Below are 13,811 nucleotides of genomic sequence, written 5' to 3' on the forward strand. Positions count from 1 at the left end.
CTGCTCGCGATGGCGTCAGACGGCTCAGCGCAGAATAATCAGATGCCCCAACACCCGATGCTGCTCAAACCCCAACACCCCCTGCAACGAATTGAGCACCGCCTGCGGGTCCTTGCTCGGGAAGCTGCCGCTGACCTTGCGCGCCGCCAGCTCATCGTTGAGCAAGACGATCCGTCCCGGGTAATAGCGGCGCAAATCCTCGACCACCTCGGCCAGCGTCGATTTGTAATACGTCAGCCACCCCTGACGCCAGGCCAGTTGCGCTTCGCTGTCGACGCCATGGAGTTTTTCCGCCGCCCCCTCGCCATAAGCCACCTGCTGCCCAGCCGTGAGAATCTGCTGTTCGCCATCGCGGCTCGCCGTTACACCCACCCGCCCTGACAGCACCGTGACCTGCGCGCCGTGGGGCCGCAAGCGCACTTCGAATTGCGTGCCGAGCACCCGCACCTCACCGTTTTCAGCCGCGACGACAAACGGCTCGCCCGTGTGGCTGACGCTGAAAAATCCGGCGCCACGACGCAGTTGTACCCGCCGCTCGCCGTGGCTGAAATCGACGGCAATCGCGCTGTCGGCATCCAGCGTCACTTGCGATTGATCGGCCAGCGTCACCGTGCGGATCTCGCTCGGTGCCGATACATGATCGGCACCCAGATCATCGAGCCAGCGCTGCGCTTGCCACCCCGTGCCGAGGCTGACCATCAGCAGTAGACATGCGGCCATCGCCAGCGCCGCAGACCGGCGCAAAACCGGCGAACGTCGCGGACGGTCCATCGCGTCGAGATAACCCTGTAACGCCAAGGCCTCTTCATCGGCCAGGTTTCGTGCCGGGCCTTCGCTCAGTTCCCACACTACCTGCGCCTGGGCATACGCCTCGGCGTGGGCCGGGTCGGCGCGCAGCCACTGGCTGAAGGTCAGTTGATCGCCGGCGCTGGGCCGATCATGCAGCAGGCTCAGCCAGGCCAGAGCGGCCTGTTCCTGAGCGAGCGTCGGAACGATGTTATCGGCGGGGGTCACGGTGCTTTCCCTGGCAGACGTGGCGCGGGTTCGCGCAGGCTGGCCTTGCAGGCCTCGAGGGCGCGCATCATATGTTTTTCCACGGCACTTTGGGACAGGCCCATGGCTTTGGCGATGTCCGCGTACTTGCGCCCATGGATGCGGTTGAGCAGGAAAATCTGCCGGGTACGCTCGGGTAAGGCGCGCAACGCCGCTTCGACATGGCGCAGGTCATTGCCGGCCTCAAGCGCGGCTTGCGGCTCGCTGCCGTGGCTGTGTGGCTCGTCCGGTTGCCAGCCTTCGTTGACGCGTGCGCGCGTGCCTTCGCTGCGCAGATGGTCGATGGCAATGTTGCCGGCGCAGCGCAACAGGTAGGTGCTGAGTTCTTCGACCTGCACCAGCGGCCGTCGCCAGAAACGCAAAAACAGGTCTTGTACCAGATCCGCCGCCGTCGCGCGGCAGCCGACACGACGGTTCACCAGCGCTTCCATCTGCGAGCGCTGCGACAGAAACACCTGGAGAAAATGCGCACGCGCGCCATGCGGCTCGTCGTCACGCGGTTCCGGTGGCAGACCGATCAGCATTTCAGCGCTGCGCCCCCTGTTTGGGGCCAGGCCAACACCTGCTGGAAGCCGTGTTTCATGCCAGCCCCAAGCCGCGCGCCGCGCCGGAAACGGTCGCCAGAATCACGCTCGGCACCAGCAAGCCGACCCACGCCGACCACGCCGTACGACAGGCAATGCACCAGAGCACCGCGACCAGATAGACCAGAAACGAAACGGTCATGCCGGTCACCAGCGCGTCGGCACGGCCCAGCGGCAACCACAGCGCCAGTGTCACGCTGGCCAGCGCGGCAACGAGATAGCCGCCGAATACCGCCGCCAATACCCGTGAGGTGACGGCCAGGCGATAGGACATGGGCAGTGTGGCGAATTTGTCTTTCATGTTTCGACCTTGAAACGAAAAACGTCCGGCAGACGAGCCGGATCAGGCGAGCGATATTAATGATAAATATTCTCATACGCAAAAGCTTCTGATTGCCGGACGATGCGCTCGCCCCTACAATGCGAACCGTTCTTGTTCTCTAACGCACGTTCTCGACGCCTGCTTTGCGTCCGGAGTCATTCCGTTGTCGTCCGCCCACTCCGTCGAATCGCTTTATCAGGCTCATCACAGCTGGCTCAACGGCTGGTTGCGACGCAAGCTCGGCTGCCCGGACAGCGCGGCGGACCTCGCTCAGGACACCTTCATCAAAGTGCTGACTGCGCGCGAGCCGCCGCTGATCATCGAGCCCCGGGCATTCCTGACCACCCTCGCCAAACGCGTGCTGTTCAATCATTACCGCCGCCAGGATCTGGAGCGCGCCTACCTCGAAACGCTGGCGCAGATGCCGGAGATCGTCGCGCCGTCGGAAGAACACAAAGCGATCATCCTGCAGACCCTGATGGAGCTGGACGAGCTGCTCGACGGCCTGCCGCGTGCGGTCAAACGCGCCTTTCTGCTGGCCCAGGTCGATGGCCTGACCTATCCACAGATCGCCGCAGAACTCGGCATCTCCGTGGCCACTGTCAAACGGCACCTGCACAAAGCGGCGCTGCGCTGCTATTTCGCTTTATGAACCGCACACCGGATTTTTCCGCGCAAGTGGCCGAGCAGGCCGTGCACTGGCTGCTGGAAATGCAGCAAGGCAGCCTCAGTCCGCGCCAGCAACAGGCCTGGCAGCAATGGCTGGACGCCCACAGCGAACATCGCCGCGCGTGGGAACACATGCAGCGGGTCAATCAGCGCTTGCGCGGGGTGGCGTCGCCGCTGGCCCATGCGGCGCTGAACGGGCCGAAGTCCGCCAGCCGTCGACAGGCGCTGAAACTGCTGCTGATTCTGGGCGCCGGTTCGGCCATGACCTGGAGCCTGCGCGAGCACACGCCGCTGCCGTCGTTGCTCGCCGATTACCGCACACCGCTCGGGCAGCGGCGCAAGGTGTCGCTGGGTGGCGCCGATCTGTTGCAGCTCAATACCGCGAGCGCGGTGGATATCGATGGCGCGCAACGCCAGATTCATCTGCTCGAAGGCGAAATGCTCCTCAGCGCTGCAAAGCCGTTCGCCATCCGCACCGCGCAAGGCGTTCTGAACGCCCAGGGCGCGCGCCTCAATGTGCGTCAGTTTGCCGACCGCACACAGATCGCCCTGTTTGCCGGGCGAGTCGAACTGACCGTCAACCAGCGCCCGCCCGTGCTGCTGCCGGTCGCGCGCCAGCTGAGTTTTACCGCCAGTTCCATCAGCGAAGCCAAACCGCTGGATGCCAACAGCGGCGCGTGGACTGACGGCATGCTGGTCGCCGCGCACATGCGTCTGGGCGACTTCCTCGATGAGCTGGGCCGCTACCGTCGCGGTCAGCTGCATTGCGACAAAAAAGTCGCCGACCTGCTGATCTCCGGGACTTATCCACTGGACGACAGCGAGCGGATTCTCGACCTGCTGCAAATCAGTCTGCCGGTCAAAGTCCGGCGTTTCACTCGCTACTGGGTGAGCGTCGAAGCGCGGGTCTGAGGCCCCTGAAAAATAAATGAGCCGTTTTTCAGATCTGGCGTGACAGAGAAGGAAAGCCCCCTTGATTCAACCTTCTCAGGATCAACCAACATGCAGCCCACCCGCCTCACACCCTTGGCGCGCACCTTGCGCAACGTCGTCCTTGGCGCCAGCCTGAGCTTCGGCGCCCTGCCCGCAGCGCTGGCCGCCGATGCCAAGGCTTATCACATTGCGCCGTCGTCGCTGGAGAACGCGCTCAATCAATTCGGCCGGGAAGCCGGGGTGCTGATCTCTTTTGGTTCGCAAGTCACCGGTGGCTTGCAAAGCCGTGGCCTGGAAGGCAACTACACCACCGAGCAAGGCCTCGATGCCTTGCTCGAAGGCACCGGCCTGCAAGCACGCGCCGAGGGCGACAACGCCTTCAGCCTGCAACCGCTGGCAGACGCGACGCTGCAGCTGGACACCTCGAAAGTCGTCGGCGACTGGCTTGGCGACGCCGCGCAGATCAACGTGTTCGAACATCCCGGCGCTCGCGACGTGATCCGCCGCGAAGAATTCGAACGCCAGGGCGCCACGCAGGCGCGCGACGTGCTCAACCGCATCCCCGGCGTCAACGCCCCGGAAAACAACGGCACCGGCAGCCATGACATGGCGCTGAACTTCGGCATCCGCGGTTTGAATCCGCGTCTGGCCGCGCGCTCGACCGTGTTGATGGACGGTATTCCTGTGCCATTCGCGCCGTACGGCCAGCCGCAGTTATCGTTCGCACCGATCAGCATGGGCAACATGGACGCAGTTGACGTGGTGCGTGGCGGTGGCGCGGTGCGTTATGGCCCGCAGAACGTCGGCGGCGTGGTCAACTTCGTGACCCGGGCGATTCCCGATGAGCCGACCGTGAAAGGCGGTTTTCAGACCGAAACCAGCCCTTCCTCGAGCCACGACGGCTTCAAGACCAGCGCCAACCTGCTGGCCGGTGGCACCAATGCCAATGGTTTGGGCGGCGCATTGCTCTACTCCGGCACTCGCGGCGGCGATTGGCGCGAACACAGCGACACTGAAATCGACGACCTGATTCTCAAAGGCAAATACCAGCTCGACGAGGCCAACAGCTTCAACGCCATGGCCCAGTATTACGAAGGCAAGGCCGACATGCCCGGTGGTTTGAACGTCGCCGATTACGACGCCGATCCGTACCAGTCGACGCGACCGAAAGACCAGTTCTGGGGCCGTCGCACGATGTTCAATTTCGGCTATCGCTATCAGCAAGATCGCCGCGAATTCACCGCCAACACCTTCTTCACCAAGACCCTGCGCAGCGGTTATCTGGATCAGGGCACGTTCCTTTCGCTGTCACCGCGCGAATACTGGGTGCGCGGTCTGGAAACGCGTTTCGCCCAAGGCTTCGACCTCGGCCCGACCAGCCATGAAGTCGGCGTCGGCTACCGCTACATCAACGAAGCCGGCCACGAGTTGCGCTATCGCACGCCGATCACCAGCAACGAATACCCGACCACCAACAGCCGCAATGACCGCGACACCCGAGGCGGCACCGAGGCCAATGCGTTCTTCGTCGACGATCGCATCGATATCGGCAAATGGACCATCACCCCCGGCGTGCGCTACGAAATGATCGAGTCGCAGCAGACGAACAACCTGACCAACGTCAAATACAAGGGCGACTACAACACCGCACTGCCGGCGCTGAATGTGCTTTATCACCTGAACGACAGCTGGAACCTGTACGCCAACACCGAAGGCTCGTTCGGCAGCGTGCAATACAGCCAGATGCCCAACCGCGTCACCAGCGGTGAAGTGAAACCGGAAAAGGCGCGCACCTGGGAAGTCGGCACGCGCTACGACAACGGCGCGTTGCGCGCGGAGATCGGCGCGTTCCTGATCAACTTCGACAACCAATACGAAAGCAATCAGACCAACGATTCGGTGATCGCCCGCGGCGAAACCCGCCATCAGGGCATCGAAACCAGCATCAACTACGCGCTCGACGACTTGAACCCGGCGCTGGCCGGTTTCGATGTTTACGCCTCGTACGCCTATGTGGACGCGACGATCCGCGAAGACGGTCCGAACAAGGGCAACCGCGTGCCGTTCTCTTCGAAGCACAAAGGCACGCTGGGCGTCGGCTATACCGAAGGGCCATGGAAGCTGAATCTGGACAGCACCTTCCAGAGCGATCAGTTCGCCGACAACGCCAACACCACCAAGGAAAGCGCCGACGGCAGTACCGGCAAGATCCCCGGCTACATGCTGTTCAGCAGCCGTGCGGGGTATGACTTCGGGCCGCAGTTGTCCGATCTGAACGTGGCGGTGGGGGTTAAGAACATCTTCAACACGCAGTACTTCACGCGCTCGTTCGATGACAACAACAAGGGCAAGTATGTGGGGGAGCCGCGGACGGTTTATGTGCAGACGTCTGTAGCGTTCTGACTTGGCTGATCAAAGTCAAAAGCCCCTCATCGGAACGCCGCCCGCCTAGCCCTCTCCCGGAGGGAGAGGGGACTGACCGAGTTGTTTTAGCGGATTACGCCCACATGAAATATCGAGCCGAACTTACGTTTTGAACCAATCGAGATCTGCTCCCTCTCCCTCCGGGAGAGGGCTGGGGTGAGGATTCTCGGCTACAGTGAAATATCAAACCCACTTCACAAGGATCGTGAAGCATGCAAAATCGCCCCACCCTCACCCGATTCGCCCGCCAGCTACGCATTAAACAAACCGACTGCGAACACCTGCTCTGGCAAAAGCTTCGCTCCCGGCAAATCGCCAAGCTGAAATTTCGCCGTCAGTATCCCTGCCCGCCCTATGTGCTCGATTTATACTGTGCCGAGCTGAAGTTGGCGATCGAGCTGGATGGCGGCCAACACCATGAATCGCCGAGACTGATCCACGACCTGCGCCGAACGCGTTATCTGAACCAAAAGGGCATTGAAGTCGTGCGCTTCAGTAATCTCGAGGTGATGCAGCAAATGGACGATGTTCTGGAGCAGATCATCAGAATCGCGGCGAATCGAAAAGCGCCCTCACCCTAGCCCTCTCCCGGAGGGAGAGGGAACCGACCGAGTTGTTTTAGCGGATTACGTCGACATGAAATATCGAGCCGAACTCAAGTTTTGAAACCAATCGAGATCAGCCCCCTCTCCCTCCCGGGAGAGGGCTGGGGTGAGGGTCTGCTTTCTCGCGCCATACGCAAAATCAAGCCACAAAACAAAAACGGGCCTGCATTCGCAGGCCCGTTCTCATTGGGGTGGCTTATGAAATCAGCGTATCAACTGTTGATCGCTGCCTGTTCGTTCTCGAGAAATTCTTCCTCCAGCAACCGGTCATTCGCTTTGCGCTCGAATGGCACGATGGCGGCGCGTGGTTTGCCTCGTTTTTTGCCGAAATGGTGTTCCAGGGCGTGCTCGAGTTTTTCGGCAGCGCCGTCGATCGCTTGTTCCAGCGAGTCGGCTTTGTGGCTCACGGAAATCGGTTGGTGGCCTTTTGGCCGCGCTTCCAGTTGGCAGCGCAAGTCATGGGGACCTGGCTTCTCACCGTTCTCGTCGCTGAGGTGGACTTCGACACGGGTCAGGTCTTCTTCATAACGGTCGAGCGTGCTCTCAATAGTTGTACGTACCCACTCCTCCAGTCGCTTACTGCTTTGAATATGGTTATCGCTGTTGACTTGGATTTGCATAGTTCATCCCTTATTTCAGCTAGCTCGCAAGGGGCCTGGAACAGGACTTCGTGACCCCTTGATTACAACAATCGGCCCGAGCGGCGAACATTTCAACCCCTGAAAAAAGATAAATATTCATTCGCAAAAAAAGCCGGACAAGCAAGCGAAGCGCTGGTAAGGTCGGGAGTTGGGTCGCCCTGCCACCCGGCAGAATTCGCTTACAACTGCCCGTCATTCAACGGGTGCAAGCTGCGGAAAATGCCCGCTTCCTCAACCAGCCAGTCGTGCACCGCACGCACGCCCGGATGGCTCAGCGCCCCCGGCGCGTACAGCAGCACGTAACGTTTGTGATTCGGCACGGACAGACCGAACGGCACGATCAGTGCGCCGCGCTCCAGTTCGTCATTGAGCAGCGTGCGCCGGGCAATTGCCACGCCCATGCCGGCAATTGCCGCTTCGATGGTCAGGTGATTGCGATTGAAGGTATGCCCGCGCCGCACATCGGCGCCTTCGAAGCCGATCGCGTTCAAATAGAATTCCCATTCGGCGTATTCATAGCTGCCGCGCCACGCAGTGATGTCGTGCAGCAGCGGGAAATGCAGCAGGTCCGCCGGCCCGTGCAACGGCGGTCGCCCACGCAACAAGCTCGGCGCACACACCGGAAAAATCTGCTCATCGAGCAAGGCTGTGGATAACAAACCGGGGTAACTGCCGTCGTTCAGATCGATCGCCAGATCGAATTCGCCTTGGTGCAGCGGCACGCTGCTGTCCTCGGCGACCAAGCGCAATTGAATGTCCGGATAGCGCTGTTGCAGGCGTGGCAGACGCGGCGTCAGCCATTTACTGAGAAACGATGGAATCGAGCGCACCCGCAGCGTGCCGCTGATCATCCCGGCATCGAGCCGTCGCAATTCCGCGTCGATGCTGCCGTAAGCCTCGTTGACGGTAATCGCCAGGCGCTGCCCTTCCGCACTCAGTTCCACGCCGCGCGCGCGCCGATGAAACAGACGAAAGCCCAGGCGCTCTTCAAGTTGGCGAATCTGCTGGCTGACCGCACCGGGGGTGATGTGCAGTTCTTCGGCACAACGGGTGAAGGACAGGTGCCGTGCAGCACAGGAAAACACCTGCAGCCAGACATAGGTCTGCGCATGCAATTGACGGCTCATCGTTTAGTCCCGCTAAAGGCTTTCTTAGGAAGTTTCGTTGGTCACCTCGGACCGAGGCAGGCAGTATCGCCGACATTGCGCTCGTCCGACAAAAAATGGCAGCGATTTCTACTCCATTGCTTGTAAGGCTTTAGCATGGCTATCAGTGTTTTCGATCTTTTCAAAGTGGGCATCGGCCCGTCCAGTTCCCATACCGTGGGTCCGATGCGTGCGGCGGCAACATTTGCCCACGCCCTGATCGATCAAAATTTGCTCGACGACATATGGCGTGTCGAAATCCGTTTATACGGTTCGCTCTCGGCCACCGGCGTCGGTCACGCCACCGATCGCGCCACAGTCATGGGCCTGCTGGGTGAGTGGCCGGACAGCATCGATCCGTCGACCATTGACACCCGCATTCAACAACTGCGCGAAACCGGCCAACTGTCCCTCGCCGGCCAGCAAACCATTGCTTTCGACTGGCAGCGCGATCTGCTGTTGCTGGATGAGAGCCTGCCCTATCACCCTAATGCCATGTCGCTGACAGCCTTTGGCGCGACCGGCGAATTGTTCGAGCAAACCTATTATTCGATCGGCGGCGGTTTCATCATCGAAGCCGCAGAAGCCGAATCCGGCGTGGCCCCAAGTGGCGACGTTGAATTGCCGTACGACTTTTCCAGTGCCGCGCAATTGCTGTCGCTGTGCAAGCAGCACAATCTGCGCGTGTCCGAGCTGATGATGGCCAATGAGCGCGCCTGGCGCAGCGATGCCGAGATCCGCCAGGGCCTGCTGCACATCTGGGCGGTGATGCGTGAGTGCGTGGAAAAAGGCTTGAGCCACGAAGGCATATTGCCGGGCGGTCTCAATGTGCCGCGACGTGCGGCGAAACTGCACCGCAGCCTGCTGGAAATCGGCAAGCCGAATGTGATCAGTTCAACCTTGTCGGCCATGGAATGGGTCAACCTGTTCGCCCTCGCCGTCAACGAAGAGAACGCCGCCGGCGGGCGCATGGTCACTGCGCCGACCAATGGCGCGGCCGGGATCATTCCGGCGGTGCTGCATTACTACATGAAATTCAACCCGGACGCGTCTGACGATGACGTCGTCGCGTTCTTTCTGGGCGCGGCCGCGGTCGGCATTCTGTGCAAGAAAAACGCCTCGATCTCCGGCGCCGAAGTCGGCTGTCAGGGTGAAGTGGGTTCGGCCTGCGCGATGGCTGCGGCGGGTCTCGCGGAAATCCTCGGCGCCACTCCGGAGCAGCTGGAAAACGCCGCGGAAATCGGCCTCGAACACAACCTTGGCCTTACCTGCGATCCGGTCGGCGGTCTGGTGCAGGTGCCGTGCATCGAGCGCAACGCGATTGCCGCCGTCAAGGCGATCAATGCCACGCAAATGGCCCTGCGCGGCGATGGCAATCACTTCATTTCCCTCGACCGGGTGATCCGCACCATGCGCGATACCGGAGCCGACATGCACGACAAATACAAGGAAACCTCGCGCGGCGGCCTCGCCGTGAACTGGGTGGAATGCTGATCGAGCGGCCTGCACCGTCAGCGACCATCAGCGCTTTCCTGCCCCGAAAATGCGCCATAAAAAAAGGCGAGCCGTAACGCTCGCCTTTTTTGTCGCCGTGTTTATTGTTCGACAATTTTTCCGGCATGACCCTTGCTGTATCCCCTGTGAGGCAAACGGACTTTGCGAACCTCAGCGAACGAGATGCCAATGGTCTGGTATGGCGAACCAACCCGATCATGGCCGGTCAACAACTGCACGTTCAATCAGGCGGTGACGCATCATGGACAACCCATTTCAGATCATTACCGATGCTTTCGCGCCGGACTATCAGATCAACCTGAGCATTCAAGGGCTGGACGGCAGCATCATGCTGACCTTGTCCAACGGCGGCCGGATCGTCGCCAAACGCATGATCAGCGCCGAACAGCGCAATGATCCCGAGCGCTTGAAGCGACTGGTGCAAAGCATCCAGTTCGGCATCGCCATCGAGCAGGGCCACAGCGCCATGTCGATTCTCGAAGCCATGACCAACGGCGCCGGGCTCACCCCGCCACCGCCCGTCAAAGGCCAGCCAGGCCAGTCAGCCGGGCTTTAAAGCTCGCCTTTCTCGACTTCCGGATGCTCGCTCGAGCCCGTGCCGATCTTGCGCTGCGGGTTCTCGATCTTCACTGAGGGGAATTGCGACGACGCATAGCGCACCACCAGGATCGCAAACGCCAGCAACAATATACCGCCGCACAGGTAGATGATGCCCATGTCCGGCGGGTTGTGGTGCGAAACGTTGGAGATCAGCAGACGCGTCAGTGCGGTGATCGCCACATAGATCAGGAAGCGCACCGGCATGTGGTTGGTCTTGAAATAAATCCCGACCATCGCCCCCAGTTCCAGATAGATGAACAGCAGCAGGATGTCGTCGATCTTGATGTGCCCGACTTCGAGCATGCCGAGAAACTCCATCACCGCCGCCCACGCCGTCACCGCACCGATGGCGAACAGCGCCAGGTAATGGAAGGTTTCGACGAACAGGTTGCCCAGGGACTCGGCCAGTTGATGCACGTTCTGCCGCAGTTTCTCGGCCCAGTTGATTTTCACGATGATGTTCCTTAGCCCGATTCGAGCGGATGATGCGTGTTGGACGTTACGGTTTGCCGCATGCCCTGTTGTCATGCAGAAACGAGGCCACGCCATCATGGCGAAGCGCCGCCAACCCCGCCCCGTGGCGTTTCGTCGCACGGTCGGTGCTATGTGGCAGCGAGCCTGCTGGCGAATACAGCCGACATGAAGCTCACTGACAAAGCGAAAATCCGGTCTACATTGAAAAGCCACTACCCATGGCGCAGGGATTCGCTTATCCTTTTCGCTGTATATGGATACAGTAGTCGACAAGACAACTTAACGTGAAGGCATGTGAGGTGGTGAATGGCCGTCGAAGTGGTATACCGCAGCAGCCGAGATCTGGAGCGCTTGTTCATGGATAAAGCCGAAGCTGACCGTCATGACAAAATGCTCGAACTGGCCGAATATCTGGCCGATGTTCTGCAAAAAGCCGTTCCGTCGCTGACTGAGCAGCAAGTAGAGGAAGCCGGGATCTACATGGCGAAGAATCGCGATGTGTTCGCCCGGGCGTTCAAGAGCCAGCCGGACGCGCTGACTGAACTGATCAACGCACCGGCCGAACCGGTCGAGGCCAGCGAGCCTGGCGAGGACGTGCAAGCGTCTGAAGCGCCGGTGAAACCGGCCAAAGCAGCGAAGGCTGCGAAGTGATAAACGCCTGAATTGAACAGGCCCCGAGTCGCAGGACGCGGGGCCTTTTTAATGCCTGTGAAACTCAGCGATACAAAACTTTCTCTGCCAGTTCATCGGCCACCCGCGCCGGCGAGCGTTTTTCCGCCTGCGCATGAGCGAAGACTTCGGTCAGCCGTGAACTGATCTTCGACAGATGCGCGGTGATCGTCGGCAATTCTTCGCCGCGATGCTTCAGCGAAACATAGATCAGGCCGCCGGCGTTGATCACATAATCAGGCGCATAAAGAATGCCGCGCCGCTCCAGTTGATCGGCCATGTCCAGGTGCGTCAGCTGATTGTTCGCCGAGCCGGCCACCGCCGCGCAGCGCAATTGGCTGACCGTGTGGCTGTTCAATACGCCGCCCAGACCGCAGGGCGCGAGGATGTCGCACGGCGTGCTGAGTAAAGCGTCGTTGGCAATCGGATGGGCGTTGAGTTGCTCCATCGCCAGTTGCACCTTGCCGTGGTCGATATCGCTGACCAGCAGTTCGGCGCCCACCGCGTGCAGTTGCTCGGCCAGGGCAAAACCGACATTGCCAAGGCCCTGAATGGCGATGCGCAAGCCTTCGAGGTTGTCGCTGCCCAGCCGCGCCATGGCGGTCGCCCGAATCCCGGCGAACACGCCCATTGCCGCATGCGGCGCCGGGTCGCCGGCAGACGTGGTGCTGGTGACGTGGCGGGTCTGCTGGGCAATGCAATCCATGTCGGCCACCGAAGTGCCGCTGTCGATGGCGGTGATGTAGCGGCCGTCGAGCTGGTCGATGCAACGACCGAAGGCCTCGAACAGCGCACCGCGGTTTTCGACATGGGCCGGTCGCACGATCACTGCCACGCCACCGCCCTGTTCCAGCCCGGCCAGCGCGGCTTTGTAGCTCATGCCCTGGGCAAGACGAATGGCGTCCTCGATGGCTGATTCGTCATCGGAATAGGCAAGGTAACGACATCCGCCCAGGGCAGGCCCGAGGCGACTGTTATGAATGGCAATGACCGCCTTCAACCCGGAAACCGGGTCGACGCTAAGGTGCAGCGATTCCAGGCGAGTGCTTTGCATGAGAGCGAACATCGACAGGCTCCCGAATCACTTCTTGTAGAACGCCAGTATAGGCTTGCCCGTGAAAATTGCTGGAGCGCGCCGGAATAAGCGGCCGCGCCGACAAGCGCTTTGCGGCATAACTCTGTGCCGGCAATGCGGGGCACTGGACGAATCCCGCAGAGGAGGCTAAAAACGAGGCAATGCCTGGAGGTTTCGATGAACCCGCGTCAACGTTTTTTCGATTGCCTGCACCGCTCACCGCCCGCACTGCTGGAAGCGGCGTTGTGGATCGCGGCCGAGCATGAAAAAGCCGTCGATCCGCAAGCGCTGTTGCACGAATTCAAAGAGCTGCAGCAACGCGTCAGTTATGGCTTGCCGATGCTGCCGGTCAGCGAGTTGGCGCAACCGTTGTTACGGCGGATGAACGATCTGGGTTTTGCCAAGGACGAATTTTTGCCGCTGCGCCCGCAGGCGGCCTTGCTGCCTAAAGTCTTGCACAACCGTCGCGGGCAACCTTTGGCGCTGGCGCTGATTGCGCTGGAGTTGGCGCGGGGTCTGGAGATTCCGCTGGTAGGGGTCAACTTTCCAGGCCATTTTTTGCTGCGCGTGCCGGGCGCCGATCATTTGCTTGATCCGTGCGGGGGCCGGCGTCTGTATCCCAATGATTGTCGTGAGCTGTTGCAGCGCCAATACGGGCCGAACATGAAGCTCAGTGCCGAGCATCTGCTGACCGCCAGCCCGCAGCAAATGTTGCAGCGCCTGTCGCGCAATCTGCGTCAGTTGCACCTGAGCCATGATGATTTCATCGCCGCGCTGATCGACGCCGAACGGGTGCTGGAGTTGGGTAACGCTTCGGCCGCTGATTATCTGGCCCGCGCCAGTCTGTATCAGCGCCTTGATTGCCCGAATGCCGAGCGCTTTGATCTGGAGCATGCGCTGTTGCTTAGCGATGATCCGATCCAGCGCCTGCGCCTGACTGAACGCCTGGGGCATTTGCCGCCCAACTCTGTCGTTCACTGAAGCGTCGTTTTTGTAGGAATGAGTCTGCTCGCGATGGCTCGGGTCGCGCTGCTATATCTGACTGATCGGGGACATATCCGTTGTTGCGGGTGCTGCGGCTGGCGGTTTCGCCCTTACGGCG

Annotated in this window: 14 protein-coding genes and 1 pseudogene; 8 read left to right on the plus strand and 7 right to left on the minus strand. The window is 60.7% G+C overall.

What is annotated here, in order from left to right:
• Nucleotides 1-24: 24 nt before the first annotated feature.
• The 3 genes from J3P75_RS23035 to J3P75_RS23045 are packed head-to-tail and all read right to left on the minus strand — an operon-like array spanning nt 25 to nt 1,938.
• Nucleotides 25-1,014, minus strand: a complete 990-nt coding sequence (locus J3P75_RS23035) for a FecR family protein (RefSeq protein ID WP_434708302.1) — start codon at nt 1,012-1,014, stop codon at nt 25-27.
• Nucleotides 1,011-1,577, minus strand: coding sequence for an RNA polymerase sigma factor (locus J3P75_RS23040; protein ID WP_203420811.1), 567 nt, complete (start codon nt 1,575-1,577; stop codon nt 1,011-1,013). The genes J3P75_RS23035 and J3P75_RS23040 overlap by 4 nt, the downstream gene beginning before the upstream one ends.
• Nucleotides 1,578-1,632: 55 nt before the next feature.
• Nucleotides 1,633-1,938, minus strand: a complete 306-nt coding sequence (locus tag J3P75_RS23045; RefSeq protein ID WP_434708303.1) for a DUF3649 domain-containing protein — start codon at nt 1,936-1,938, stop codon at nt 1,633-1,635.
• Between the two features lie 184 nt (nt 1,939-2,122).
• On the opposite strand from J3P75_RS23045, the gene J3P75_RS23050 reads away from it, so the two are divergent.
• The 4 genes from J3P75_RS23050 to J3P75_RS23065 all read left to right on the plus strand — a co-directional run bounded on the left by J3P75_RS23050 (nt 2,123) and on the right by J3P75_RS23065 (nt 6,566).
• The gene (locus tag J3P75_RS23050; RefSeq protein WP_093104605.1) at nt 2,123-2,611 is read left to right on the plus strand and encodes a sigma-70 family RNA polymerase sigma factor; all 489 of its coding nucleotides are present in this window, start codon (nt 2,123-2,125) and stop codon (nt 2,609-2,611) included.
• On the plus strand, nt 2,608-3,540 hold the full coding sequence (locus J3P75_RS23055) for a DUF4880 domain-containing protein (protein WP_434708304.1): 933 nt from the start codon (nt 2,608-2,610) through the stop codon (nt 3,538-3,540). Before J3P75_RS23050 ends, J3P75_RS23055 begins: the two co-directional genes overlap by 4 nt.
• 90 nt (nt 3,541-3,630) lie before the next feature.
• Nucleotides 3,631-5,964 carry a TonB-dependent Fe(3+) dicitrate receptor FecA gene (gene fecA / locus J3P75_RS23060; protein ID WP_434708305.1) on the plus strand — a complete coding sequence of 778 codons (2,334 nt, stop codon included), beginning with the start codon at nt 3,631-3,633 and terminating at the stop codon, nt 5,962-5,964.
• 233 nt (nt 5,965-6,197) lie between these two features.
• A complete protein-coding gene (locus tag J3P75_RS23065) occupies nt 6,198-6,566 on the plus strand; it encodes an endonuclease domain-containing protein (RefSeq protein ID WP_434708306.1) in 369 nt (122 codons plus the stop codon).
• Between the two features lie 236 nt (nt 6,567-6,802).
• Here J3P75_RS23065 and J3P75_RS23070 read toward each other — a convergent pair whose 3' ends face one another.
• A complete protein-coding gene (locus tag J3P75_RS23070) occupies nt 6,803-7,210 on the minus strand; it encodes an HPF/RaiA family ribosome-associated protein (RefSeq protein ID WP_434708307.1) in 408 nt (135 codons plus the stop codon).
• Between the two features lie 200 nt (nt 7,211-7,410).
• Nucleotides 7,411-8,358: a LysR substrate-binding domain-containing protein gene (locus tag J3P75_RS23075; protein WP_434708308.1), complete on the minus strand. Its 948-nt coding sequence runs from the start codon at nt 8,356-8,358 to the stop codon at nt 7,411-7,413.
• A gap of 135 nt (nt 8,359-8,493) precedes the next feature.
• Here J3P75_RS23075 and J3P75_RS23080 point away from each other — a divergent pair, with 135 nt between their 5' ends.
• The gene (locus J3P75_RS23080) at nt 8,494-9,870 is read left to right on the plus strand and encodes an L-serine ammonia-lyase (RefSeq protein ID WP_434708309.1); all 1,377 of its coding nucleotides are present in this window, start codon (nt 8,494-8,496) and stop codon (nt 9,868-9,870) included.
• A gap of 262 nt (nt 9,871-10,132) precedes the next feature.
• Nucleotides 10,133-10,447, plus strand: a complete 315-nt coding sequence (locus J3P75_RS23085; protein WP_203420802.1) for a DUF3509 domain-containing protein — start codon at nt 10,133-10,135, stop codon at nt 10,445-10,447.
• Here the strand turns inward: J3P75_RS23085 and J3P75_RS23090 are convergent.
• Nucleotides 10,444-10,944, minus strand: coding sequence for a phosphate-starvation-inducible protein PsiE (locus J3P75_RS23090; RefSeq protein ID WP_090281834.1), 501 nt, complete (start codon nt 10,942-10,944; stop codon nt 10,444-10,446). The genes J3P75_RS23085 and J3P75_RS23090 overlap by 4 nt on opposite strands.
• A gap of 327 nt (nt 10,945-11,271) precedes the next feature.
• Between J3P75_RS23090 and J3P75_RS23095 the strand changes: the two are divergent.
• Nucleotides 11,272-11,526: pseudogene (locus tag J3P75_RS23095) on the plus strand (YebG family protein); the annotation flags it as partial.
• Nucleotides 11,527-11,680: 154 nt separating this feature from the next.
• Here the strand turns inward: J3P75_RS23095 and J3P75_RS23100 are convergent.
• The gene (locus J3P75_RS23100) at nt 11,681-12,700 is read right to left on the minus strand and encodes a Glu/Leu/Phe/Val dehydrogenase dimerization domain-containing protein (protein WP_434708310.1); all 1,020 of its coding nucleotides are present in this window, start codon (nt 12,698-12,700) and stop codon (nt 11,681-11,683) included.
• Between the two features lie 186 nt (nt 12,701-12,886).
• Here J3P75_RS23100 and J3P75_RS23105 point away from each other — a divergent pair, with 186 nt between their 5' ends.
• On the plus strand, nt 12,887-13,690 hold the full coding sequence (locus J3P75_RS23105; RefSeq protein ID WP_434708311.1) for a SirB1 family protein: 804 nt from the start codon (nt 12,887-12,889) through the stop codon (nt 13,688-13,690).
• The last annotated feature ends 121 nt before the right edge of the window (nt 13,691-13,811 follow it).

This window comes from Pseudomonas sp. R1-1 (assembly GCF_051132135.1).
In the GTDB taxonomy this organism is placed as follows: Bacteria; Pseudomonadota; Gammaproteobacteria; order Pseudomonadales; family Pseudomonadaceae; genus Aquipseudomonas.

What these genes read in the sequence shown, in the direction of transcription:
- J3P75_RS23040 (WP_203420811.1), bottom strand. Translation starts at nt 1,577, where the DNA reads ATGCTGATCGGTCTGCCACCGGAACCGCGTGACGACGAGCCGCATGGC.
- J3P75_RS23045 (WP_434708303.1), bottom strand. Translation starts at nt 1,938, where the DNA reads ATGAAAGACAAATTCGCCACACTGCCCATGTCCTATCGCCTGGCCGTC.
- J3P75_RS23055 (WP_434708304.1), top strand. Translation starts at nt 2,608, where the DNA reads ATGAACCGCACACCGGATTTTTCCGCGCAAGTGGCCGAGCAGGCCGTG.
- fecA (WP_434708305.1), top strand. Translation starts at nt 3,631, where the DNA reads ATGCAGCCCACCCGCCTCACACCCTTGGCGCGCACCTTGCGCAACGTC.
- J3P75_RS23065 (WP_434708306.1), top strand. Translation starts at nt 6,198, where the DNA reads ATGCAAAATCGCCCCACCCTCACCCGATTCGCCCGCCAGCTACGCATT.
- J3P75_RS23070 (WP_434708307.1), bottom strand. Translation starts at nt 7,210, where the DNA reads ATGCAAATCCAAGTCAACAGCGATAACCATATTCAAAGCAGTAAGCGA.
- J3P75_RS23075 (WP_434708308.1), bottom strand. Translation starts at nt 8,358, where the DNA reads ATGAGCCGTCAATTGCATGCGCAGACCTATGTCTGGCTGCAGGTGTTT.
- J3P75_RS23080 (WP_434708309.1), top strand. Translation starts at nt 8,494, where the DNA reads ATGGCTATCAGTGTTTTCGATCTTTTCAAAGTGGGCATCGGCCCGTCC.
- J3P75_RS23085 (WP_203420802.1), top strand. Translation starts at nt 10,133, where the DNA reads ATGGACAACCCATTTCAGATCATTACCGATGCTTTCGCGCCGGACTAT.
- J3P75_RS23100 (WP_434708310.1), bottom strand. Translation starts at nt 12,700, where the DNA reads ATGTTCGCTCTCATGCAAAGCACTCGCCTGGAATCGCTGCACCTTAGC.
- J3P75_RS23105 (WP_434708311.1), top strand. Translation starts at nt 12,887, where the DNA reads ATGAACCCGCGTCAACGTTTTTTCGATTGCCTGCACCGCTCACCGCCC.